The sequence below is a fragment of the Natranaerobius trueperi genome (assembly GCF_002216005.1).
Lineage (GTDB): Bacteria > Bacillota > Natranaerobiia > Natranaerobiales > Natranaerobiaceae > Natranaerobius_A > Natranaerobius_A trueperi.
The window spans coordinates 1-22,813 of the sequence record NZ_NIQC01000034.1 but is presented as its reverse complement, the minus strand read 5'-3'; the positions used below and the strand labels follow the sequence as shown (position 1 = coordinate 22,813).

The 22,813-nt window shown below is 31.6% G+C and carries 26 protein-coding genes; 18 read left to right on the top strand and 8 right to left on the bottom strand.

All coding sequences use genetic code 11. From position 1 onward, the window contains the following. Window positions 1–257: 257 nt before the first annotated feature. Both CDO51_RS11575 and CDO51_RS11570 read left to right on the top strand, forming a co-directional pair. Window positions 258–695 (top strand): GNAT family N-acetyltransferase, encoded by a 438-nt coding sequence (locus tag CDO51_RS11575; RefSeq protein ID WP_089024399.1) that lies wholly within the window; start codon window positions 258–260, stop codon window positions 693–695. Between the two features lie 216 nt (window positions 696–911). Beyond that, window positions 912–2,051, top strand: coding sequence for a glycerate kinase family protein (locus tag CDO51_RS11570; RefSeq protein WP_089024398.1), 1,140 nt, complete (start codon window positions 912–914; stop codon window positions 2,049–2,051). Here CDO51_RS11570 and CDO51_RS11565 read toward each other — a convergent pair. Together CDO51_RS11565 and CDO51_RS11560 are read right to left on the bottom strand one after the other, a co-directional pair. Continuing rightward, entirely contained in the window at window positions 2,032–2,685 is a 654-nt protein-coding gene (locus CDO51_RS11565; RefSeq protein WP_089024397.1) for a hydroxyacylglutathione hydrolase family protein, read from the bottom strand. The genes CDO51_RS11570 and CDO51_RS11565 overlap by 20 nt on opposite strands. Further along, on the bottom strand, window positions 2,682–2,957 hold the full coding sequence (locus CDO51_RS11560; RefSeq protein WP_089024396.1) for a TIGR03905 family TSCPD domain-containing protein: 276 nt from the start codon (window positions 2,955–2,957) through the stop codon (window positions 2,682–2,684). Before CDO51_RS11560 ends, CDO51_RS11565 begins: the two co-directional genes overlap by 4 nt. 128 nt (window positions 2,958–3,085) lie before the next feature. Between CDO51_RS11560 and CDO51_RS11555 the strand changes: the two genes are divergently transcribed. The 6 genes from CDO51_RS11555 (at window position 3,086) to CDO51_RS11530 (ending at window position 10,101) form a co-directional block, all read left to right on the top strand. Beyond that, window positions 3,086–3,835, top strand: coding sequence for an ABC transporter ATP-binding protein (locus CDO51_RS11555; RefSeq protein ID WP_089024395.1), 750 nt, complete (start codon window positions 3,086–3,088; stop codon window positions 3,833–3,835). Next, entirely contained in the window at window positions 3,819–5,501 is a 1,683-nt protein-coding gene (locus CDO51_RS11550) for a putative ABC transporter permease subunit (RefSeq protein WP_158212448.1), read from the top strand. The genes CDO51_RS11555 and CDO51_RS11550 overlap by 17 nt, the downstream gene beginning before the upstream one ends. Window positions 5,502–5,515: 14 nt before the next feature. Then, entirely contained in the window at window positions 5,516–7,360 is a 1,845-nt protein-coding gene (locus tag CDO51_RS11545; RefSeq protein ID WP_089024393.1) for an HAD-IA family hydrolase, read from the top strand. Further along, entirely contained in the window at window positions 7,357–8,316 is a 960-nt protein-coding gene (gene mnmL, locus CDO51_RS11540; protein WP_089024392.1) for a tRNA modification radical SAM protein MnmL/YtqA, read from the top strand. The genes CDO51_RS11545 and mnmL overlap by 4 nt, the downstream gene beginning before the upstream one ends. A gap of 98 nt (window positions 8,317–8,414) precedes the next feature. Beyond that, window positions 8,415–9,818, top strand: coding sequence for a putative glycoside hydrolase (locus CDO51_RS11535; RefSeq protein WP_205842244.1), 1,404 nt, complete (start codon window positions 8,415–8,417; stop codon window positions 9,816–9,818). Window positions 9,819–9,873: 55 nt separating this feature from the next. Next, window positions 9,874–10,101, top strand: a complete 228-nt coding sequence (locus tag CDO51_RS11530; protein ID WP_089024391.1) for a hypothetical protein — start codon at window positions 9,874–9,876, stop codon at window positions 10,099–10,101. A gap of 20 nt (window positions 10,102–10,121) precedes the next feature. Here CDO51_RS11530 and trpS read toward each other — a convergent pair whose 3' ends face one another. Further along, a complete protein-coding gene (gene trpS, locus CDO51_RS11525; RefSeq protein WP_169710445.1) occupies window positions 10,122–11,114 on the bottom strand; it encodes a tryptophan--tRNA ligase in 993 nt (330 codons plus the stop codon). 38 nt (window positions 11,115–11,152) lie between these two features. Beyond that, window positions 11,153–11,638 (bottom strand): nitroreductase family protein, encoded by a 486-nt coding sequence (locus CDO51_RS11520; protein WP_089024400.1) that lies wholly within the window; start codon window positions 11,636–11,638, stop codon window positions 11,153–11,155. Window positions 11,639–12,041: 403 nt separating this feature from the next. Between CDO51_RS11520 and CDO51_RS11515 the strand changes: the two genes are divergently transcribed. Both CDO51_RS11515 and CDO51_RS11510 read left to right on the top strand, forming a co-directional pair. Beyond that, window positions 12,042–12,806 (top strand): threonine/serine exporter family protein, encoded by a 765-nt coding sequence (locus tag CDO51_RS11515; RefSeq protein WP_089024389.1) that lies wholly within the window; start codon window positions 12,042–12,044, stop codon window positions 12,804–12,806. Continuing rightward, on the top strand, window positions 12,806–13,225 hold the full coding sequence (locus CDO51_RS11510) for a threonine/serine exporter family protein (protein WP_240503563.1): 420 nt from the start codon (window positions 12,806–12,808) through the stop codon (window positions 13,223–13,225). The genes CDO51_RS11515 and CDO51_RS11510 overlap by 1 nt, the downstream gene beginning before the upstream one ends. Before the next feature lie 9 nt (window positions 13,226–13,234). Here CDO51_RS11510 and CDO51_RS13905 read toward each other — a convergent pair whose 3' ends face one another. Together CDO51_RS13905 and CDO51_RS11505 are read right to left on the bottom strand one after the other, a co-directional pair. Continuing rightward, window positions 13,235–13,399, bottom strand: coding sequence for a hypothetical protein (locus CDO51_RS13905; protein ID WP_158212447.1), 165 nt, complete (start codon window positions 13,397–13,399; stop codon window positions 13,235–13,237). Window positions 13,400–13,490: 91 nt separating this feature from the next. Next, window positions 13,491–13,910 (bottom strand): Hsp20/alpha crystallin family protein, encoded by a 420-nt coding sequence (locus tag CDO51_RS11505; RefSeq protein WP_089024387.1) that lies wholly within the window; start codon window positions 13,908–13,910, stop codon window positions 13,491–13,493. Window positions 13,911–13,982: 72 nt separating this feature from the next. Here CDO51_RS11505 and CDO51_RS11500 point away from each other — a divergent pair, with 72 nt between their 5' ends. Together CDO51_RS11500 and CDO51_RS11495 are read left to right on the top strand one after the other, a co-directional pair. After that, window positions 13,983–14,300, top strand: a complete 318-nt coding sequence (locus CDO51_RS11500; protein WP_089024386.1) for a GIY-YIG nuclease family protein — start codon at window positions 13,983–13,985, stop codon at window positions 14,298–14,300. Between the two features lie 75 nt (window positions 14,301–14,375). Continuing rightward, window positions 14,376–14,960 (top strand): HD domain-containing protein, encoded by a 585-nt coding sequence (locus CDO51_RS11495; protein WP_089024385.1) that lies wholly within the window; start codon window positions 14,376–14,378, stop codon window positions 14,958–14,960. Here CDO51_RS11495 and CDO51_RS11490 read toward each other — a convergent pair. Further along, a complete protein-coding gene (locus CDO51_RS11490; protein WP_089024384.1) occupies window positions 14,957–15,319 on the bottom strand; it encodes a hypothetical protein in 363 nt (120 codons plus the stop codon). The genes CDO51_RS11495 and CDO51_RS11490 overlap by 4 nt on opposite strands. A 154-nt stretch (window positions 15,320–15,473) precedes the next feature. On the opposite strand from CDO51_RS11490, the gene CDO51_RS11485 reads away from it, so the two are divergent. After that, the gene (locus tag CDO51_RS11485) at window positions 15,474–16,985 is read left to right on the top strand and encodes a phytoene desaturase family protein (RefSeq protein ID WP_089024383.1); all 1,512 of its coding nucleotides are present in this window, start codon (window positions 15,474–15,476) and stop codon (window positions 16,983–16,985) included. 209 nt (window positions 16,986–17,194) lie between these two features. Here the strand turns inward: CDO51_RS11485 and CDO51_RS11480 are convergent, their stop codons facing one another. Then, the gene (locus tag CDO51_RS11480) at window positions 17,195–17,578 is read right to left on the bottom strand and encodes an Hsp20/alpha crystallin family protein (protein WP_089024382.1); all 384 of its coding nucleotides are present in this window, start codon (window positions 17,576–17,578) and stop codon (window positions 17,195–17,197) included. Between the two features lie 98 nt (window positions 17,579–17,676). Between CDO51_RS11480 and CDO51_RS11475 the strand changes: the two genes are divergently transcribed. The 5 genes from CDO51_RS11475 to CDO51_RS11455 all read left to right on the top strand — a co-directional run bounded on the left by CDO51_RS11475 (window position 17,677) and on the right by CDO51_RS11455 (window position 22,652). Then, window positions 17,677–18,873, top strand: coding sequence for a GNAT family N-acetyltransferase (locus CDO51_RS11475; RefSeq protein WP_158212446.1), 1,197 nt, complete (start codon window positions 17,677–17,679; stop codon window positions 18,871–18,873). Window positions 18,874–18,942: 69 nt separating this feature from the next. Beyond that, window positions 18,943–19,866 (top strand): cysteine synthase A, encoded by a 924-nt coding sequence (gene cysK, locus CDO51_RS11470; RefSeq protein WP_089024380.1) that lies wholly within the window; start codon window positions 18,943–18,945, stop codon window positions 19,864–19,866. A gap of 138 nt (window positions 19,867–20,004) precedes the next feature. Further along, entirely contained in the window at window positions 20,005–20,826 is an 822-nt protein-coding gene (locus tag CDO51_RS11465; protein ID WP_089024379.1) for an ABC transporter ATP-binding protein, read from the top strand. Continuing rightward, window positions 20,801–21,622, top strand: coding sequence for an ABC transporter permease (locus CDO51_RS11460; protein ID WP_089024378.1), 822 nt, complete (start codon window positions 20,801–20,803; stop codon window positions 21,620–21,622). Before CDO51_RS11465 ends, CDO51_RS11460 begins: the two co-directional genes overlap by 26 nt. A 22-nt stretch (window positions 21,623–21,644) precedes the next feature. After that, window positions 21,645–22,652: an aliphatic sulfonate ABC transporter substrate-binding protein gene (locus tag CDO51_RS11455; protein ID WP_089024377.1), complete on the top strand. Its 1,008-nt coding sequence runs from the start codon at window positions 21,645–21,647 to the stop codon at window positions 22,650–22,652. Window positions 22,653–22,813: the final 161 nt, after the last annotated feature.

Genomic DNA, 22,813 nt, shown 5'->3' with positions numbered 1-22,813 from the left:
GCTGGCATCACTTATTCTAACCGTGCTAGAACCTCTTGGCTTTTACATAGTAATGCCGCATGACGGTCAAATCTTTTAAAATTTTGCGATTCAAAGAGCTTATTTTTCATAACAACTTAACAGACTCAATTTAAACACAATTTATGTACTTAGCATGCCTAAAATCATTTTTTAGATACAGTATTTTGTAAATAACTATTGCGTTATTGGTTCTGTAATTATAAACTATATAAAAGATTTTTTGAAGGAGGTACATCATGAAATTAATTACTAAAAAATTTGATCAATTGACCTTAGATGAGCTGTATCAAATTATTAGAACACGAATAAATGTTTTTGTGGTAGAACAAAATTGTCCATTTGAAGAATGTGATAATTTAGACCAAGTAGCAATACATTGCTTTTACTATAAAAAGGGAACTATACAGGCCTATGCTCGGATTATACCACCAGGAGAAGAGTTTCTAGAAGCCTCAATAGGTAGAGTTCTAACTAATCATGAAAGTAGGGGTACAGGTTTAGGCTTGCAACTTATGGAGGATTTAATCCGGTATATGGATAATATTGGGTATAAAGAAATAAGAATAAATGCTCAAAAATATCTAGAGGAATTTTATCAAAAGTTTGGATTTAAAACAGTTTCAAATACTTTTTTGATTGATGGTATTGACCATTTAGAAATGTTACGTGAATAAGGAGATTAATAAACCTGTGTGGAAGGTTTACACTTGGTAAAAGAATATATAAAATTTTAGAGAAGTTTGGACTTGAACCTAAAACCACCAAGAATTAATAAAAAAATCGACCTAGATATGATATCCTACATAAAGATAAAATTTTATCATTAGTAGGAAATAAAAGTAAAAAATGATACTTATAAATTGTTAGAACCAAAAGTAGGGGGGTAAGCTTTGAAACAGATTGTATGTGCATCAGACTATTTTAAAGGAAGTCTCACAGCTAATGAGGCATGTGAAGCTATGAAGCAAGGGATACTTAAAGTAACCCCTGACCTTGAAGTTAAAACAATACCTATATCAGATGGAGGAGAGGGACTTTTAGAATCATTAGTAGTATCAACAAATGGTACGATAGAAACTACTAAAGTACAAGATCCATTAGGTAGAACAATTACAGCAGAATATGGGATATTAGGTGATGGTATAACAGGTGTAGTAGAAATGGCTCGTGCTTCTGGACTTTTGCTACTAGACTTAAAAGAGAGAGATCCAGCTATTACTTCTACTTATGGAACTGGCCAGTTGATATCTAAACTTCTTGATAAAGGTTGTAAAAAAATAATTATTGGAATAGGAGGTAGTGCCACTAATGATGGTGGTTTAGGGTTGTTTAGAGCTTTAGGAGGAAAAGATTTAGATAAAAATAACAATGAATTAGATGGGGTAGGAAAAGAATTACGAGAAATATCATCTCTAGATAATCAAAAATTAGATGAAAGGGTAACAAAAACCAAGTTTATCGCAGCCTGTGATGTTGATAATCCATTAATAGGTAAAAAAGGAGCAGCTTATGTGTTCGCTTCTCAAAAGGGAGCGAATGATGAGTTAGTACAAATATTAGATAAAGGTTTAAAAAACTATGCAGAGATTGTAAAAAAAGATTTGGGAGTAACTGTAGAATATCAAGCTGGTAGTGGTGCAGCTGGTGGTTTAGGAGCAGGTATACTAGCTTTTTTAGGTGGTGATTTAGTACCAGGGATTGATCTTGTTTTAGACACTATTAATTTTGAAAAAAGGATAAACAATGCAGACTTAGTACTAACAGGAGAAGGGAAATTAGATAAACAAACTTCTTATGGAAAAGTTCCGGTAGGTGTAGCAAAAAGAACAAAAGCATTTCAAATTCCTGTAATAGCCTTATGTGGAGAGGTGGGTGACGGAACCGAAAATCTTCATAAGTATGGTATTAATGCATATTTTTCTATAGCTGATGGTCCCACCTCACCAAATTACATGTTAGAAAATGCTTCTGAATTACTTAGTAAAACTACAGAACAAGTGATTAGAATGCTTAACTTAAACCATGCTTAGTTTTAAATTCTTTCCAGTTTTCTTTTAACCAATAAAAATCATTAAAACTAGTTAGTCTAGAACAAAAAGGGTTGTTTTCTTTTTCATTCTCAATAGTTGTGGTTGGTTTATCGCCATAGTCATGGCCTGGATAAACAATAGTGTTACCAGGTAACTTCATTAATCTATTTAAGCTTTCAAATTGAATAAAAGCATTTTCTTTATCAACTGTACCGCCCACTTTCCCAACAAATAATACATCACCTGTTATTAGTTTACCATCAAAGAAAAGACAAATATCTTCTTGAGTATGACCGGGTGTATGTAATATTTGTATAGGGTGTTCTGCAATATAAAGTGTGTCTTTATCTTTTACTGTTATTGTTTGATCTTTAAATTGGTCATTTGGTTTAAAAGATACTATTTGAGCTTTTGTAAATAGGTTCAGTATTGCTTCATTACCAAAAGTGTGGTCATGGTGAGGATGTGTATTAATTATATACCTAGGTTGTAGCTTTTTTTCTGTAATCTTAGTTATTAATAACTCATCACAAAAAGAAGGATCTACTACTGCACATTCTTTATTATTATCAGAATAGAGCAAATAACTAAAGTTTTTAGCTCTATGTGGACATTTTAACTGTAAGACTTTCAAGCTAGCTCCTCCTGTTCGTTTAAATTAAGATATTCCTGTAAAGCTTTACTGAGCTGATCAGGACAAGAAGTTTCTTTACCTTTACAAGAGATACCATGTAACTTTTTAATAACATCTTCAGCATTCATTCCAACAGCTAACTTAGAAAGACCTTGTAGAGTACCAGGACATCCAGAAACAAAAGAAACATCTGTGATAATATTATTTTCATCTACAGAGACTGATATTTGTTTACTACAAACTCCTTTTGTTTTATAATTATAATTTTTCATAATAGTCCTCCTTTTAAATTATCTCTTAAAGTTATCATTTTAGTATCGTGATACATTTGTTATTATCTATTATTAGAGATTTCCGTGTCAAGTTAATTAATAAAATAAGTAATTAGAGGAGGGTACAAATGATCAAAGTAATCAATTTAAAGAAAAACTATGGAACCTTTACTGCCGTAAATAATATCAATTTTGAAGTAGAACCAGGGGAAATCTTTGGTTTTTTAGGGCCTAATGGGGCAGGTAAAACAACAACAATTAATATGCTTACAGGCTTGTTACAACAAACATCTGGTAAAATATACTTAGATGGTATGGAATTTCATACTAATTCTAGAGAGGTAAAAAAAGTATTTGGTTACGCACCAGATGACCCAGCTTTATATGAGAAATTAAGTTTAAATGAATTTTTAGATTTTATTATTAATATCTACGAGTTAGATATTGAAAGTGCCCATGTAAGAAAAAATCAGTTATTAGATGTTTTTGATCTTTATGATAAGAGTGATTCATTAATCGGTAGTTTTTCTCGTGGAATGAAACAAAAGGCTTCTCTTATAGCAGCTTTATTACCACGACCAAAAATTCTAATTTTAGATGAGCCCACAAATGGACTTGACCCAAAAAGTGTAAAACAATTAAAAGATTTACTTGTAGAAGAAACTAAAAAAGGGGTTTCGGTCTTTATGTCTACCCACATATTAGAAATAGCTGAAAAGATGTGCCATAAGATAGCAATTATTCAAAGTGGAGAACTAAAGGCTATAGGAACTATTGATGAAATCTATCAGATGAGAGATGATGAAACTAAAGAAACAGACTTAGAAGAATTGTTTCTAGAAATAACCGGGGGAGATGACCATGACTATATTGAATGAACTAAAAAAATTAACTAAATTTGAAATAGAAAATTTCAAAAAAATATACTTTAATAAAGCTAACGGTCAAGGATTAGGTTGTAGTTTTTATTTAGGATTATTTGCACTTTTCATACTTTCCCTAATAATTTTTAGTTTCAGTAATAATTTATTTAGATTTTTACGTTTTAGTGTAAAAGACCCTGAAATAAGTCAATTATTAGAGTTAAACTTACTTTCATTATCAGTGATTATTGCCTTTATGATAATGGTTTTCAATGGGATAAGAGTAGTTTTTGAGAATTACTTTGAATCAAATGACTTACAAATTTTACTAACATTACCTTTGTCTATAAAGTCTGTGTTTATAATCAAATTTATAAAAAGTGCACTAATGAATTTCTTACAGGTACTTCCCTTTGTTGGAGCACTATGGTTAGGTTATGGAGTAGCAGCTAGAGCTAACATATTATACTTTTTAGTAATTATTTTAACACTATTTGCATCAGCAATAATTTTCACTTCTATGGCTTCATTATTTTTGTTTATAATTATTCGTTTAGTTTCATCTTTTAAATTAAAACAGATTATTACAATTGGCTCTTTTACTATCGCATTTTTATTATTCCTTGTTGGACAATACTTTGCTCAAATTGCAGAATTTGATCTTTCACCAGAAGGTATTGTAACCATAAGTGAGCAATTATTAATATATACGGATAGAGAATTGCCACATATATGGGTAGCTAGAACTTTATTACTACCAGTACAAGACTTTATTTACCCAGTTCAAGAATCCGTTTTACCTTTTATGATGTTAACGATTTCCGGTTTTGTTTTAAGTATAATGTTTTCTGAGAAGGTTTTTCTTACTGGCTGGTCAAAAAGTAAAGATGTCCAAAGTCGAATTAAACGACCTCAAAAACCTAAATCAGCAAAAAGTTTATTTATACAAAAATATTTTTCCGGTATTTTTATAAAAGATTGGTTATTTGTAAAAAGAACACCATTAATGTGGTATAATATGCTGATCTTCATTGCTCTATTAGGATTTTTATCTTTTAATTTATACCAAGGAGCAAATCTTATATCAAATGGTAGAATCTTAAACTTAGCTGATACATTAAGTGTGTTACTAATTATTTTCTTTAGTGTTCAAGCTGGTGGAAATATTGGAGGAGTTTCCTTCAGTATAGAAGGAGATTCTTTATGGATACTTAAAACAGCTCCAATTAATAAAAACAAGCTATATTTTTCTAAATTAGGTTTGGGTATGTTATCTAACTCAGTAATAGCAGTACTAGCTACTATAATTTTTAACTTTGTTCCTGATTTAAATATCTATCCATTGTACTTTACTATTCCATTAGTACTTGTGATTATTTCAGCCTTGACCTCAGTTAACTTATATTTAGATATTTCAAAACCTAATTTTGCTATCGGAAGAAGTCTGAACCAAATAGGTGGAGACAATAAAATGGAAGGTGAGATGCGATCTTTTTCGTATATGTTAATTATGTTTACATTTGTTCTTATTTTTTCAGTAATCTTAATAATTGGTAGTGTTATTGATCATTGGTTAACAATAGTGATAACTCTATCGTTAATAGCAGTATTAGTTATTATCTTAAATATTTGGTGTTATAAAAAAAGTGTGAAACACTTAGATAATTATTTGATAGGTTAAAAGGAGAGGTAAAGATGAACAATAAAGTGTCAATTATAAAGTTACCTTCTAACTACCAAGATAGCGATATTATAGATGGTGTAAGACAAGCTATAAAACAAGCTAACGGTCTTATTGAACAAATTAAGCCAGAAACAAAAGTTTTAATAACACCAAATTTAGTAGCAGTTCCACCAGAAGATATTAAAGGAGCTATTACATCTCCTGTAGTAACTAGAGCAGTTGCAGATTATATTACTGAACTAGGAGCAACTCCTATTATAGGGGATTCTTCCGCTGTTGGCGTAAACACAGAAGATGTTATTTCTGTTAGTGGATATGACAAGTTACGAAAACTAGGTTATGAAGTACGTGACCTTAAAACAGAACCTGTAGTAAATATTCCTGTTCCTTTCGGAAAGGCTTTGAAACAGTTATCAGTCTATCGGATCGTTAAAGAAGTTGATAGTATAATTACAGTTCCTGTTATGAAAACCCATGATCAGTTAGAAGTTAGTCTAGGTATTAAAAACCTAAAAGGTTTAATACCTGATAAGACTAAAAAAGCTTTTCATAATGAGTACGGTTTGGTTCATGCTGTGAATGACCTTTTGAGTAGTATTAAACCGATTTTCTCTGTGATTGATGCCACCTATGCTCTTGAAGGGTTAGGACCAGTTTATGGTGAGTCAGTTAATATGGGGATGATTTTAGCTGGGAAAGATTTAGTATCAGTAGATTCTGTAGCATCTGAAATAATGGGACTTTCTAAAGATGAACTACTTATTGAAAATGAAGCAAATAAAAGAGGTCTCGGAAAGCTTAATAATGAAGACATTCAAATAGCTGGTAATGTAAAAGATATATCTAATATTAAACGTTCTTTTACTAGAGTTAAAGATTTCGGTGATAAACTTATAAATGACGACTTTAAATTAGTATTTAATGAAAATGTCTGTACTGGCTGTAAAAATACTGTATTAAGTTGTTTAGATGATATCCATACAGAAGGATTTAGTGATTATTTAAAGGGAACCCAAATCTATGCAGGTCCTATACCTAAAGGTTACGATCAGGATATAGTGGATAGTGATGTTTTGATAGGTTCATGTTTAGCTAAACATGAAGAATTAGGGAACTATGTTCCTGGGTGCCCTCCAGAGAATCTTCCTGTAATAGAAGCTATGATAGGGAAAGGAAAGATAGGTATGAGGTATTCTGATATACAACAGACATATCAAGGTATTATTTTTGATTTAGATAATACTTTGATTAATTCTAAAATTGATTTTGGAAAAATGAAAAGAGAAGTATTTAACTTTTTTTTAGATAATCAATTAATCTCGTCTGATATTGAACTGAGTTATCATACAGTTTCAACTTTAATTGAACAGGCTAACTCAACTACAGACCAACAAGAAGAAAGGTTATGGCAAATAATCACAAGTATAGAGGCAGAGGGTATGTCAAAAGCAGAACTTGAACCAGGTGCGAAACAGGTTTTAGAAGAGTTAACTAAAGATTACACATTAACAGTGTTGACTAATAACTCAACTAGAGCAGCAAAAAAAGCCCTTGAGAAATTCCAATTAGCTGATTTTTTTGATTTAGTAGTTGGTAGAGCTGAAATGGAAAAACTAAAACCATCACCTTGTGGTGTTATTTATGTTTTAGAACAATACCCAGAACTATCTTACGATAAGTGGGTTATGATTGGTGATTCTTGGATAGATGGCAAAGCTGCTCAAAGTGGTGGAATATCCTTTATAGGATATAGGTGTAATGAAAATGATCTAACTAACAAAGAAGTTAATTATATAACTAATATTGAAAGCTTAGAGCATTTATTAAATATCTTATTCTGGAGGGACTACAGATGACAGATCCTAATCAAGTTGTACCAAGATATCGGACATATTCAGAGTACTTAAAAAATAAATATGGAGAAAAGGTTTATAAAATACCTATTAATTTACCAGGAACTTGTCCTAATCGTGATGGTAAGCTTGGAGAAGAGGGTTGTATCTTTTGTGATGAAGACGGATCAGGTTTTGAATGTTTCCCTAACTCTATGGCTATTGAGGAACAATTACAAAAAAACAAAAAGTTTTTTAGTGAAAGGTTTAAGGCAAAAAAGTTTATAGTTTATTTCCAAGCATTTTCGAATACCTACTGGCCTATTGAAAAACTTCAATCTTTTATTGAAACGGCAGCCTGTGAACAAGATATTGTCGGAGTTTCAATATCAACTAGACCAGATTGTATAAATGATAAATATCTAGATGTTTTAGAAGAGATTAGTTATAAATATAATGTTAATATTGATATCGAATTAGGTCTACAAACTGTAAATTATCGTACATTAGAAAAGATTAATAGGGGTCATACACTTGCAGAATTTATTGATGCTTTAATGCGTATAAAAAAACGAAACTTTAGTACTTGTATCCATATTATACTCAACTTACCATGGGATGATATGGAAGATATAATCGAATGTTCTAAATTAATGAGTGCATTACAAGTAGACCAGATCAAATTACATTCGCTATATGTTGTAGAAGGGACTAGGTTAGCTGAAATGTATAAACAAAATGAATTCTCTATAATTTCACTTGAAGAGTACGTTGAGCGAGTTGTCACATTTTTAAGATACTTGTCATACGATATCGTAGTTCAAAGATTAATTGGAAAAGGCCCTAAAGATAAAGTACTTTTCAACAATTGGGATCGAAGTTGGTGGCACGTTAAAGAAAAGATTGACCAAAAACTTGTAAATCGGGATGTAGAACAAGGTGATAAATGCGATTATCTAAACGGTAAAGCATTATACTAGTAATTTATAATAGCTACAGGAATTTTGACTTTTTTGTAGAACATTGTATATAACCGCCGAAAAACTAGGCCTATCCATTAATAAAGAGGTGTTGCGAAGTGAAAAAAAGTTTACTTGTTCTACTATTAGTCACAATTGTATTATTGTCTGCTTGTACTGCACTACAAACTATAAGTAGTCCAGACCCAGAAGAAGTGACAGAATCTAAAAATAAAGAAGAAAAAGATTCTGACAAGGACAATAAGGAAGAAGGGGAAGAATCTAAAGAAGAGGAAAAGGAAGACGTACTAGATTTTACTTACCCAGATGCTGTACGAGGAATATATCTCACAGGAAATTCTGCAGGTGGTTCTAGGTTTGATGACCTTGTTGATCTAGTTAATGAAACAGATCTTAATGCAATGGTTATTGATATAAAAAATGACCATGGTAATGTTACATTTAAACTTGATGGAACTGAATTTGATGATATTAGCAAAAACTATATAAGTGACCCTGAAGAAATGATGGAAGTACTTTATGAAAATGAAATTTATCCTATTGCTCGAATAGTAGTCTTTAAAGATAGTGTTCTACCAGAAGAACACCCTGAATTTGGATTTAAAAATTATAATGGTTCTGTTTGGAAAAACAATAGTGGTGAGGCATTTACAAATCCTTTCATGGAAGAAGTTTGGGAATATAATTTAGATATTGCTGAACTTGCAGCTGAAATGGGTTTTCAAGAAATCCAATTTGATTATGTGAGATTTCCAGATGGTTTTGGTAGTAGAGATGAAAAATTAGACTATTCTTTTGGAAACTATACAGAAGAAGAGCTAACACCTAGAATTGAAGAAGAGTGGGAAGAAATGCTTGACGAAACAGATGGTGAAAAACCTGAATTCACAAATAATAACATAGACAAAGAAGATATAGAAGATGAATTAGATAAGGAAAATAAGGATAAAGAACCTAAGGAAGATGATTGGGAAGAACTTTCTCCTCCGGAATATAATTACGGTCTTGCTCGAGTAATGGCAGTGACAGATTTTGTTGAATATGCAAATGATCGATTAAAAGATTATGATGTTGATGTATCAGTTGACATTTTTGGGTATACTGCTACTGTTCCTGAATCTCGAGGTATCGGGCAAAACTTTTACAAAATTAGTGAACATGTAGATGTTATATCATCTATGATTTATCCAAGTCATTGGGGACCAGGATCTTTTGGTATCGATGCACCAGACCTGTATCCCTATGAACTAATTGAAAAATATAGTAAAACTGAAAATGAATTATTGGATGAATTGGACAACCCACCAGTTTCACGTCCTTGGTTACAAGATTTCACTGCATCATGGTTAGGCACTAAAGGTGTAAACTATCTTAATTATGGTAAAGAAGAAGTAGAGGCACAAATTAAAGCACTACATGAAAATGGTATAGATGAATATTTATTATGGGACCCTAGTAATCGGTATACAAGAGGTGTTGATTTTTTACCTTTAGAAGATTAATAATTTTGAAAGCAGACCTATTAGGTCTGCTTTTTAAAAATTTTGGAGTGATTTTATGGTATGGGTGCGTTCTCAAGATAAACGTAGTTTAATGAATGTCCAAGAATTTCGGGTAGAAGGTAAACGTATACTCGGAATAGCAGGATATGGAAGTATTTCAGAGTGGGTGATAGTACTCGGGATCTATAAAACTCCAAAACAATCCAGAGAAGTACTTGATGTGATACAAATCAAAATAGCTGATAAAAAACAAAAAATAATAAACATGCCTGAATATAAATAAAAGCGCTGTTTTTAGCGCTTTTATTTAACTAATCCTAATTTTTCTCTAACATCTTCCATTGTTTTTGAAGCTATACCTGATGCTTTTTCTGCTCCTTTTGTGTAGACTTCTTCTAGGTAATCTCGGTTTTCCATATATTCTTGATATTTATCTTGAATAGGTCGTAAATTTTCAATAACTACTTCAGCAACTGCTTTTTTGAAGTCTCCATATCCTTTTCCTGAAAATTGCTCCTCAACTTCCTCAACAGTATTGCTTGTTAATTTAGAATAGATAGAGATTAGATTTTTAATCCCAGGTTGAGCATCACTAAATGCTACCTGATTTTCATTATCAGTTACTGCACGTTTTATTTTCTTTGTAAGAGACTTTTCAGATTCTAGCAAGTAAAGAACACCTTTATCATTTTCTTCTGATTTAGACATTTTCTTTTCAGGTTCTTGTAAGTCCATTACTCTAGCTCCAACTTTTGGTATATGAACTTCTGGGATTTTAAAAGTATCACCATATGCATTATTGAAACGTTCAGCCACCTCTCTAGATAACTCTAAATGCTGTTTTTGATCTTCTCCTACAGGTACCAAGCTTGTTTGGTAGAGTAATATGTCAGCAGCCATTAATACAGGGTATGTATAAAGTCCAGCATTAACATTATCAGAATGTCGCTCTGATTTTTCTTTAAACTGAGTCATTCTATTTAATTCACCCATATATGTCATACAATTTAAGAGCCAAGCAAGTTCTGTATGTTCTCTAACATGAGATTGAAAAAATATGATACTTTTATCTGGATTAAGACCACAGGCTAAGTACTGAGCTAAAAAAGAAAGTGCGGATTCTCTAAATGATTCAGGGTCTTGTCGTACAGTTAATGAGTGAAGGTCAACTATAGAAAAAATACACTGATAATCATCTTCTAAACTTTTCCAGTTTTTTATAGCTCCGATATAATTACCTAGAGTTAGACTACCTGAAGGTTGTGCTCCACTAAATATAACTTTTTGATTTTGTATTTCCAAAAATATCACCTCTTTTGAATTTACTTTATATTTTATTCTAATATTGTAATCTTGTCACTCTCATATATATCTTTTTCTTGTTTTTCCTCATTAGGATAACCAATAGCACAGAGTCCTAACGGTAGATATTCATTATCTATACCTAATAATTTCTTTATCGTATCTGCTCGTTCTTCTCTTGGGTAGACCCCTAACCAAACGGATCCAAGTCCATTTGCAGTAGCAGCTAATAAGATATTTTGCATGGCTGCTGCACAATCTTGAACCCAATAAGGTTCCTCTTTTTTACCACATACAGCAATCGCTAAAGGAGCTTCTTTTAACATATTTGAATATGGATGAATTTCTGTGATTTTATCTAAAGTGTTGCGTTCTTTTATAACGACAAAATGCCACGGTCTTTTATTTAAGGCTGAAGGTGCTGCCATACCAGCTTTTAGTAGTTCAGTTATCTTTTCATCTTCAACCAAACGATTCTGATAACTTCTAATGCTTCTTCTTTTAAATAAAAGATCCATACTCATCTTTCTACCTCCTTTGATGAATTAGTGTAATACAGGTTAATATTTATTTTGTCAAAAACATGAACAAAAGTCAAAGTTATATCTATTTATTTACTTTGCAAAAAATTTTCATTTCGTTTATACAAGCATTTGCATTTGTCTTATATTATAATAAAGAATAATATAAATGGGAGGATACCACAATGTTACAACTAGTACTGATATTTGAATCGTTAATAGTAATATTTTTATTAGGAGTACTATATTATAGTTTTAATGATACTAACAATCAATTTAAAGAAAATAAAAAATAAAATCAAAAATCATATTATAGACTCTTTTTATGATAGACAGGAAATTACTATTTTTAAAAGAATAGTAATAAATAAGACTAGAATATCAAAATTAGGTGATATATATGTATACAGAAGATGAAATTTTAATATTAGCTGGTAATGCTGCTGAAATAATGTTAGCAAATGGGGGCGAAACCTATCGTGTTGAACAAATGGTAGAATATATGTGTAAATCTGCAGGTATCAAATTCGTAGAACCCTATGCAACACCAACTGGCATTTTTATATCAGTAAATAATGTGGATGAACCACCAGAAACTACAATTAGAAGGGTTAGATCTAGGACTATTGACCTTGATAAAGTTTCTAGGATTAATGAATTATCTAGAAGAATTGCTTCTCATGAGATAAGTTATCAAAAAGCTCAAAAAGAACTTAAAAGTATTGCAAAAGAAGGAAAAACTTTTGGGTTTTGGCCTACGATTTGGGGTGCATGTATGATTTCAGCTTCGTCTGCTATGTTTTTTGGAGGTCATTGGATTGATATACTACCTAGCTTTATTATTAGCTTTATAATACAAATTACAATTAACTATATGGATATTAGAGATATTTACTTTTTTTCAGATTTTCTAGCTGGTTTGATTGGTGGATTAGTAGGTAGTGCATTTATTAATTTAGGATTTGGAACTAGTTTAGATGTCTTAACAGTCAGTGCATTAATGCCTTTAGTTCCTGGAGTTGCAATTACAAATGGAGTAAGAGATATAATAAAAGGAGATTTAAATTCAGGTATGGTTCGTGTGTTTGCTGCTATTTGGGTGGCAGTAGCGATTGCATCAGGAGTAGTAGCATCCTTTTATATAGTTGGGGGCGGTCAATTTTGATGGAATATATTTCAGCCTTTTTCATTTCGTTTTTCTTTGGTGTCTACTTTCAAAACCCAAAACGAACGTTAATAAGTGCAGGTTTAACCGGTGTAATAGGGTGGTCGGTTTTTGAAATACTATATAGTTTTGAATCTGAACTTTTCTCAGTATTGATGGCTTCAGTAATTATTGCAATTCTTTCTGAAATCTTTGCCCGTATTCATAAAACACCGGTTACAGTCTTTATTATTGTTGGTTTTATACCATTAGTACCAGGAGTGCGTGCTTATAATACTATCCTTGAATTTTCACGAGGGAATTTAGATAAAGGTTTAGAACTAACTATAGAGACCTTTTTTATAGCATGTGCTATAGCGCTTGGAATTAGCATTATTTCTTCTATAGCAAGAATACTTAAAGAACAAAAAATAGTCTAAGAGCTCTAACTATCTATGTTTTCTAAATATGTCAAAAAGGCTTCTAGTTATATTTCTAGTCATTCTTCTTTGAGCACTTCTTTGAAAGCTACGCTTCGCTCCCTGGCTATCTCCTTTTATTAATCTTATTAAGGCAGATAAAGGAATATATACTCCTCGTCGTCTGTTAAACATTTAACCACCTCCAAAAACTATTGTATCATGAAATTAATAAGGTGGCACTAGAACCTTTTAAGTATGTAAAAACCTACCTATTAGGTAGGTTTTATTCAATATCAATCTCATGTGTAAACTTACTAGTATTATTTTTTAATGGGAGTTTCACCTGTAAAATACCATCTTGATAAACAGCTTTGACATTATCAATTGCTTCGATATCAACTTCTTCAGGTAAAGGATAGTTTCTTTGAAAAAGACCAGATTGACGTTCTTGTCGTAAATAATTTTGTTCTTGTATTTGTGAATCTTTTTTTAATTCACCTTTTACAAGTAGGTAGTTATTTTCAAAGCGAACTGAAATATCTTCCTTTTTTAACCCTGGAAGCTCTATATCAAAATATAATTCACCATCTTTTTCATATATATCAGCTCCACCATAACCTGTTTTAATCATTTCTTCAGGTGGAGGGTTAAGTACGCCAAACCCAGGAGTCCAACTAAATAAGTTTTCACCTTCGTGTCTCATATAATACCTCCTTCAAATTTGTGGTATTTTATTATTAAATGAAAAACTTTCGATTATACAAAGAGGGTTATAATGAACTATAAATATTACATGATTGTTTTAAAGCTAGATAAACCACAACAAATAAAAATAGGTGAATTAGGCTTATTCGAATTTAAAATGGGTTACTATGTTTACATAGGTCGAGCAGCTAAAGGTATTAGAGCTCGATTATCGAGGCATATTTCTTTAAAGAAATATAAAAGATGGCATATTGACTATTTAAGTGAAAAAGCTATGCCTGTTTACACTAAACTTTTAGCTAGTGAATATTATTTTTCAGAATGTGAAATAGCAAAAAATGTTAAAAAAATTGGTGGTGAAATTACAGACAGGTTTTGGAGCTTCTGATTGTAACTGTAAATCCCATTTGCTATTTTTCGATAAGTTTCCAAGAAGTTTTTCATCTAAGGAGGGAAAAATTTAATGATTACTAAAAAACTGCAATCACAATTAGAGTTTATAGCTGAGATTGATAAACTGAAAACTATAATTAGAAGAACTAAGCTTATATCTGAAAACAGATTAGAAAATGATGCAGAACATTCCTGGCACCTAGCTATTATGGCTGTCACCCTAGAAGAATATGCAGATGAACCAGTTGAGATCTCCCGGGTAATTAAAATGCTTTTAATTCATGACCTAGTTGAAATTGATGCTGGAGATACGTTTATCTATGATGAAGACATGAACTTAAGTAAACAAGAGCGTGAAAGACAAGCTGCTAAACGTATATTTGGTTTACTTCCCAAAGATCAAGAGAATTTATTTTGGAATTTATGGGAAGAGTTTGAAGAAGAAAAAACACCAGAAGCTCGTTTCGCTACAGCTTTAGATAGGTTACAGCCAATAATTCACAACTACCATAATCAAGGAGGAACATGGAAAGAATTTAATATTACAAGAGAACAAGTTGAAAAGAAAATAAGTAAAATATCTAAAGGATCTAAAAAACTTTGGGAAGTTACAGAAAAAATTCTCACAGAATCACAAGAAAAAGGATATCTCTAATGTTTTTGATCAAGTTTAACTACTAGATCAATTATAGCATCAACATCAGTATCTATTATAACTTCACTTAAGATACTTCGAAGCTTTCTATAATCTAATAATTCATCATCAAAGCTAGCTAGGTCCTCTTCTTCAACAACTAAGGCTTCTTGTTCATTAATAGTAATGTGTTGTTGTTTTATCTTTTGATGTTCTAGTTGTTTATTTCTATATAATTCATCTAAAAATGTATTAGGATAGAACTTTAATCTAAAAGGTTCTTCAGTAATAACTATTAAACCAATATGTCCGGAATCACTTGTACATTCTCTGAAGTAGATTGGGTTAGAAGTTTGGGGGTCTTTTGCAACTCTCCACATTTATAACCACCTCTTTCTTTTTAAATTTCTTTTAATAGTGTTTGAATAGGGAAGTAACTATATTCACGTATAGATGAATTAATACTATACTTGTAATTGAAGTAATTATGAATTATACTGGGATAAACTGCTAATTAAAAGGGAGTGGGCTACGTTGCAGATAGCTATTATAGGAGCAGGTCCAGGAGGTTTATCTGCAGGGATGATCCTTGCTTATCACGGTTTTAATGTCACTATATATGAGAAAAAGAATGATGTTGGTGGAAGAAACAGTTATCTAACAGATAATAATGCTAAATATAGGTTTGATATTGGACCCACTTTTCTTGTGATGCCATTTATTTTAGAAGATATATTTTATCAATGTAATAAAAGTTTATATGATTATCTTGAATTAAAATTATTAGATCCATATTATAAAATTGATTTTGGAGATGGAACTGAGCTTCACTTAGGTCATAATTTAAAAAGAGTAATTGAAAACATAAAAGAGTACAATCTGAATGATGTTGAAGGGTTTAAAAAATACCTATATGATAATGAACAAAAGTTCAATAAAGTATTTCCATTTTTAAGAAAAGATTATCAAAACTCTATTATAAATTGGGATAGCTTGAAACTTTTTTTTATTGGAAAAACATATATGAGCCTTAAAAAAGATCTAATTAGGTACTTTCAAGATGATAGACTAATAACAGGATTTTCTCTTATACATAAATACTTAGGAATATCTTCAGAGAAGTGTCCAGCTTTATATAGTATATTACCTTATATGGAATTTAGCTCAGGCATTTACCATGTTATAGGTGGTCTAAATCAAATATCAAAAGCAATGGCTACAGTATTTAAGCAATTAGGTGGGAACCTCAAATTAAACAGTGAAGTATCAAATATAAATATTCAAAATGGTAAAGCCACAGGTCTAACATTAAAAGATGGTTCAATTGTAGATTATGATGAAATAATAATGAATGCTGATTTTACAAATGGACTTTCTAACCTAGTATCTAATAGTAAACGATCAAAGTATACAGATAACAAGTTAGAAAAGATGGATCATTCATACTCAAACTTCACCTTGTATTTAGGTCTAAATAAACTATATTACAATTTATCTCATCATAATTTTTTTAATATAGATAATTACCCTAACCTAAAGAAAACTTCTGTTGATTCTTTTATTTATGTTCAAAATCCTTCGATCAATGATTCAACATTAGCTCCATGTGACCATTCAACTATGTATATTACTTTAACTGTTCCAAATACAAAAAGTGATTATGATTGGAAAGAACTATCTATAAACATTCGAAATGAAATAGTGAAGTTGCTCCAAAAAGAGGCTAAACTAGATAATATTGAAGAGCATATAGAATTTGAGCGTATAATAACTCCAGATGAGTGGGAAAAATGTTACGATGTGGGGTATGGCGCGTGCTTTAATTTATCTCATAGTAGAAATCAAATAATGAGTAAACGACCACTTAATAATTTTGAAGAATTTTTAAATATGTGGCTAGTAGGTGGGGGAACTAACCCAGGCAGTAGTTTACCTTTTGTATTTGAGTCTGGTAGAGTAACTGCTCACTCTATTTTGAAAAAGTATAATATTAAGGTACCTGAATTATTCATTCCCCCTGTAAGTCATGGGTATTTTAATCTTTGATGCCAAATATGTATATAATTTCAATAAATAGTAAAATTTACTATTGAGTGTAACAATTTATTAATATTACTCGTCTTAGAGAGTAAAATGATTTGGAGGTTTTAGTTTTGTTGTTTAGAAATAAAAATAGTGCCCTGGAACAAGCAATATTAGGTATATTAATACTTGTTTTGGTTGTAGGAATCTATCTTGTATTTATCCCAGGTTAATTAAGATAAATAATCATCGATAGGGCTTTGTAAAGGTAAGTATATTCTTAAGGTACCATGATCAAAGTTGGTTTGTGGGTGTTTTTGACTTTCTGTATTTATGACTCCTGGTAATGGAAATGTTTTTTCAAAGTTTTTGTCATTGTAACCATAAACCTCACCAGTAACTTTAAGGGTATTTTCTTTAAGATCAACATTTATATCGTCTTTACTCACGCCAGGTAATTCCATTTGAATTACCAAAAAACCCTCATCTTCATAAATATCAGTATTACATCGATCATGCTTTAATAGTCCTTGTTTCATAGTGTTAATTACTACACCAAGACCAGAGCGTAGTTTATAGATATCTTGACCATCTGCGCCACGATTGTATTTATCCATATTTTATTAACCCTCCATTTGATAATTTGTCTGTCTTATTCTTTGTTTATAAACGATATTTATACTTATTCATTTGTAATATGGGAGAGGAGGAAATTATGGTAACTAAGTATGTAAAACTTACAGATGACTTAAAAGACAAATATTTAAATATGCAAGGTTATGCTTTTATACCAGAAAAAGGACCAGATTTTCCTGATCTATGGAAGGGTCCAGATATAGGAGAAAAAAAGGGACTTATCAGTAAAGATGAATTATTAAGTGTAGGACGTTTATTAAAAACAAAACTTAGTTTAAGAAACGAGTTACACCCAGTTGGTGGTATAGCTGATATTGTTACTATGCCAGAAAATCGTGGGAAGGGTTATTTCAAAAAATTCTTTTACGAAATTTTTAATGATTTAACAAATCAAGGTATCTACCTAAGCCTTCTGTGGCCATCATCTTATCAGATTTATAAAAAGTTAGGATATCAAATAGCATCAAAGAGAATGATCTATAGTTTAGACCTAAAAGATTTTTTAGTAGATACACAAAATGATGGAGACTTAATTCCCGTAAATGCAAATAACGAAAAAACAGTCTTACCTGAAGTCTATAATCAAGTATATACTAATTTCAACCTTGCTTTAATTAGAGATAATAACTGGTGGGATGCTTTTGTTACTAAGCAATCAAAAGTATCATCTGGAAAGAAAGCCTATATATATGCAGTTAAATTTGATAAATATGAAGGGTATATTATTTTTACATTTAAAAATAATGCAGATTCTAAGATAGAAATAGTAGTAAGAGAACTTTTATATACCACTAATAGGGCTTATAAAAGATTATTAAATTTTATAGCAGGTCATAATTTACAAGCAGATATGGTAACTTTTGAAGGAAGTATTGATGAATATTTTCCAGATAATTTTATACATCCAGAAGCTATAAGTTGTAAGCAGACCTTGGGTCCTGCTATTAGAATTATAGATACATATACTGCTTTAGAGAAACTTTCTTATGATGAAAAAATTGATGATAGTATAATATTAGAAGTTTGTGATCACTTTTATCCAAAAAACACAGGTACTTTTCAACTAACTATTAAAAATGGGCAAGCAGTAATCCAAAAAACTAATGATATACCTGATGTAAGTGTTGATATTGGGACTTTATCTCAAATGTATATTGGATATATTGATCCCATTAGTTTATACAATGAAAATAGATTAACAATTAATAATGATAAATTGTCTCTTTTATCAAAAATGTTTCCTAAATACCCTATATATCCAACTGAATACTTTTAACTTTCTTTCTTTTAAATGAGTTATGTGATATAATCCTGACAAAATCAGTCGGGACAAGAGGTGACTAACATGAAAGTAGCAAATGATATGACAGAATTAGTAGGATTAACACCAATGGTTTATTTAAACAGACTAGTAGGTGAAGAGTCTTCTAATGTATTAGTAAAACTTGAAATGTTTAACCCCAGTGGAAGTGTGAAAGATCGTGCTGCTTATAATATGATCAGAGAAGCAGAACGTTTAGGAGAACTCCCACAAGACGGAACTATTATAGAACCTACTTCTGGTAATACAGGAATAGGACTTGCTATGAATGCTGCAGCAAAAGGTTATAACATTATTCTAGTTATGCCTGATACTATGACAAAAGAAAGAATTAAAATATTAGAAGCCTATGGTGCTCAAGTGGTACTAACACCAGGTGAGAAAAAAATGCCTGGTGCAATTGAAAAAGCAAAAGAGTTAGCAAAAGAAATCCCTGGTAGTTTTATTCCACAACAGTTTGAAAATATGGCTAACCCAGACATTCACAGATATACTACAGCCAAAGAAATTATTAACCAACTAGAACAAGAAAATATAAGACCAGACGCTTTTGTAGCTACAGCTGGTACAGGTGGAACAGTTACAGGAACAGGTGAGATTTTAAAAAAGCAATATCCTGACCTTCAAGTATATGTAGTAGAGCCTGAATCATCTCCAGTTCTATCAGGAGGAAGTCCTGGTAAGCATAAACTTGTTGGTACTAGTCCAGGATTTATACCAGATACTTTGAACCAAAACATCTATAATGATATTATACAATGTTCTGATGATAATGCTTATCAAATCACAAGAAACCTTGCAAAAAAAGAGGGGATTTTAGTTGGACCTTCTTCAGGAGCTTCTTGTTATGGAGCACTAAAGGTGGCTAATAAATTGGGACCTGATAAAACAGTTATCTGTATTGCACCAGATACTGGTGAAAGATATCTATCGAGTGATATTTTTTAACGTCTTTGACTTATGTCAAAGGCGTTTTTTTATTCTTGACAAACTAGAAAATACGTAGTACAGTAGAAACATCATAAAGTACTAAATACCTACAGGTAATTAGGGTTTTGAACAATGGGTTTCTATAGGAGGGGTTATATGTCAGAGAAATTAATGATTCAAAATGCAGCGAAATACTTTGAAAATGTTAATAATAGATTTGAAGTTTTTAATGATATTAACTTACAAGTTGAACCTGGTGAATTTTTAGCACTATTAGGTCCATCTGGATGTGGTAAATCAACTTTACTTAATTTAATAGCAGGATTAGAAAATCTTTCACAGGGAAGTATCTATCTCGGGTCAAATCAGATTACAGCTCCAGGTCCTGATAGAGGTGTAGTTTTTCAAGAACCTGCATTGATGCCTTGGCTTACTGTTCTTGATAATATTGTTTTTGCTATCAAAAAACAATATGAAACCGAAGGAAAAGATTGCACTAAAAATCAGTTAAAACAAGTTGCTTTATCTTATTTACAAATGGTTCATTTAAGTAAATTTAAAGATCACTACCCTCATAAATTATCAGGTGGTATGAAACAAAGAGTAGCTATAGCTAGAGCATTAGCTATGGACCCTAAACTTCTGTTAATGGATGAACCTTTTGGTGCATTAGATGAACAAACTAGAATGGTATTACAAAAAGAATTAATAAAAGTTTGGGAAAAGACACAAAAGACTGTGATTTTTGTTACTCATAATATTCGAGAAGCAATCTATTTAGCTGACCGGGTTGTTTTGATGGGAATTAATCCAGGAAGAGTTATAGACATATTTCCAGTCGATATTGAAAGACCTAGAACTAGCAGTAATGAACGGTTTACTAAACTTGAAGAGGAAATCACAGATGATCTTTCTAGTGAAATATATAAAGTTATGAAGGAGGAGATGGGAGATGAGTATCAGAAAAATCCAAACTAATTTTAATGTAAATGTCCCAACATTAGATTTAAAGCCATTACTTAGAAGGTTACTTTTTTTTACCATACTCATCTTACTGTGGGAAATGGTATACAGAGTAAACCTAGTATATGAGTTTAGAACAATCACATTTTTCCCTTCTCCTTTAGGAGTTATAGAACAGTTATATAACGGATTTTTTGGTTCTAAAATTTTACTATATGCAACTTTAACAAGTTTTCAAAGAATTATAGTAGGTTTTATAGTATCTGTTTTATTTGGAAGTATACTTGGTATTTTGACAGGTAAATGGAAGCTAATAGATGAAACCCTTGGTTCACTTATTACAGTACTTCAAACAATACCAAGTATAGTATGGCTTCCAATTGCACTAATGATGTTTCAAACAAGTAATATTGCAATTATCTTTGTGGTTGCTTTAGGCGGTACATGGGCTATGGCTTTAAATACAAGAATGGGGATTAGAAATGTAGATCCATTACTTATTAAAGCTGCACGAGTAATGGGCTATGAGGGATTTGAACTGATTTCGAAGGTGATGTTAAAAGCATCAGTTCCTTATTTAATTACAGGAACACGTTTAGCTTGGGCCTTTGGGTGGAGAGCTTTAATGGCAGCTGAATTACTTGGAACAGGTGGTCTCGGAAGAACTCTAATGGATGCACAAGATTTCTTTAACTTTGATCTAGTTATCGCAATTATGGTAATTATATCAACAACTGGTTTAATAGTAGAACATTTAATATTTAAAACTTTAGAAGAAAAAGTTATGACACGTTGGGGATTAGAAATTTAATTATAAAATAGGAGGGTAACTTATGTTTAACAAAAAGAAACTAGGATTATTAGCAGCAACATTCACACTAGGGCTTGTAATTGCAGGTTGTGGTGCTGATGACAATCAACAGGTAGAAGAAGTGGATATCGGATATTTTCCGAACCTTGATCATGCAGCAGGAATAGTTTCAAAAGAAGAGGGTATTATGCAAGATAATCTAGGAAGTGAAATTACTGCTAACTTTAGAAACTTTCCAAACGGAAACCAATTTATTGAAGCATTAGATAATGGGCAGATAGATATGGGTTATGTAGGTCCTGGACCAGCTATTAATTACTATTTACAAGGAGGAGATGTAACTATTTTAGGAGCAGCAGCAAATGGGGCTACTTTAATAGTTTCTAATGAGGGGTCAGATATAAAAGACTTAGAAGATTTTGATGGTAAACACTTTGGTTCACCCGGAAATGGTTGCACTCATAATGTACAGTTAGAAATTATGCTTCAAGAGCTAGGCCTTACTTCTGAACGAGTTGGTGGTACAGTCAAACATCAGTCAGGAGTTGATCCTGCAAACTCTGCATTGATGTTTGACCAAGACCAAATGGATGCATATACAGCTCCTGAACCTTGGGGAACTTATATGGTTGAAGAACATAATGCAAATGTAGTAGCTGAATGGGATGAAGTTTTCTTAGGAGAAACCCTTCCGAGTGTTGTATTAGTAACAAGTAATGACTTTCTTGAAAATCACCCAGAGGTAGTAGAACAAGTTATGAAAGGACATTTAGAATCAGTAGAGTTTGCTCAAGAAAATAAGGAGAAAACATTATCATTAGCTAATGATCTAATATATGAATTAAGTCAGAATAAATTACCAGAAGAAGTATTAATGAAGTCTTGGGAGCGATTTGAAGTAACAGAACAAATTCACCCACAATCTTTAGAAGATTGGGCTGATGCTTCTTATGAACTTGAATTCTTGTTAGAAGAACCAGATATTGATGGATTAATTAACACTGAGATTTTAGATAACTTAACAGAGTAATTTTTTCCCCTGCTATAGCCATATAGTAGGGGAATTTTTAGTTTGCCCTGCATGGGCGGTAGCTAGGCGGTGAAAGTCCGCTACAGGCTTGGTGGCAGGAACTGTTAGCAAATGGCAAGGGCGTCCATCGTGAGGTGGAGTCTGAAGGAAGCCTAATGCAA